Raw genomic sequence first — 1,071 nt, forward strand, 5'->3', positions numbered from 1 at the left:
TATCAGTCGAAGAATCATCATGTACGACAATTTCATATTCAAAATCGGCCTTCTGAGACAGAAAAGACTCTATTGCCGAAGCAATAAATAATTCATGATTATATGTAACACATACAACACTTACAACACTTACAACACTTACAACTGGCTTACAATACTCCAAAACCTAACCCTCCACTTTATAAATATAAACACTTTTGGCCCTACCAGAAAACTTGAACACCATAAACAGCAAGAACATAGCTACTAGATAGTAAAACGCCGAGTACTGCCTCCTCCCAAGACACAATCTGAAAAACCAGAATAAACAACAGAAAATTAGAAAATTAGAAAATTAGAAAATTAGAAAATGGAAAAGATTACGTACTCCGCTATCGCTCTGATACTTACCTCAATCAATCAACCGAATCTTTAACGTAAAAATAAAATATCAAACCGGATAATTATTTTGACAACTTGAAGCCTCCAGAAAAACTACAACCCTAGCCCCCGCAGCAACATAAAGACCAGATGCACTTACAATAAATCTATCTCTCCCAAAAAGCACCTAATCTTCCGCACATTCATAATATTGCGCCTACCCCCAGAAAACAAAAGTTTAAAGAGCTCAAAAGAGCTCAAAAGAGCAAATAAAATACCTGAATGTGTTGCCGCTAACCGAAAACTGACCCAGTAAAGGCTGTTCTGCCGACTGAAAACTGACCCAGTGCTTCTCAAGCAAATGCTGCTTGATACCTATGAAGCTTTCGCTCGCGAGCAGGAAGTTAAGCAGGCCTACGAAACCCACATCGTTGATTTGAAAGAACAGATCAAGCTGTTAGGCGACCGTATATTCGGTCGTAAATCCGAGCAGACGGTTGAGCCCAACACCCCGCAACTGGCACTGTTCAACGAGCCCGAAAGCGAGCCGATGCTCGCCGTCGAGGATGCCGATAAAGAAGTCGTTGCTCCAGCTCCGCGCCGTGGCAAACGCAAGCCACTATCGGCTGATCTGCCGCGTATCGAAGTCATCCACGAACTACCCGAACACGAACTGACCTGTGCCTGCGGTTGCCGCAAACACGCCATCGG

At 43.1% G+C, this 1,071-nt stretch carries 1 protein-coding gene and 1 pseudogene; one reads left to right on the plus strand and one right to left on the minus strand.

Features of this window, described 5'->3' with window-relative positions; translation table 11 throughout:
• On the minus strand, positions 1 to 163 hold a 163-nt coding region (locus KGB06_RS30025; RefSeq protein WP_223511109.1), incomplete at its 3' end, for a glycosyltransferase family 2 protein.
• A 558-nt stretch (positions 164 to 721) separates the two neighbouring features.
• On the opposite strand from KGB06_RS30025, the pseudogene KGB06_RS00055 reads away from it, so the two are divergent.
• Positions 722 to 1,071: pseudogene (locus KGB06_RS00055) on the plus strand (IS66 family transposase); the annotation flags it as partial.

The organism is Pseudomonas sp. GL-B-19 (assembly GCF_019956415.1).
In the GTDB taxonomy this organism is placed as follows: Bacteria; Pseudomonadota; Gammaproteobacteria; order Pseudomonadales; family Pseudomonadaceae; genus Aquipseudomonas.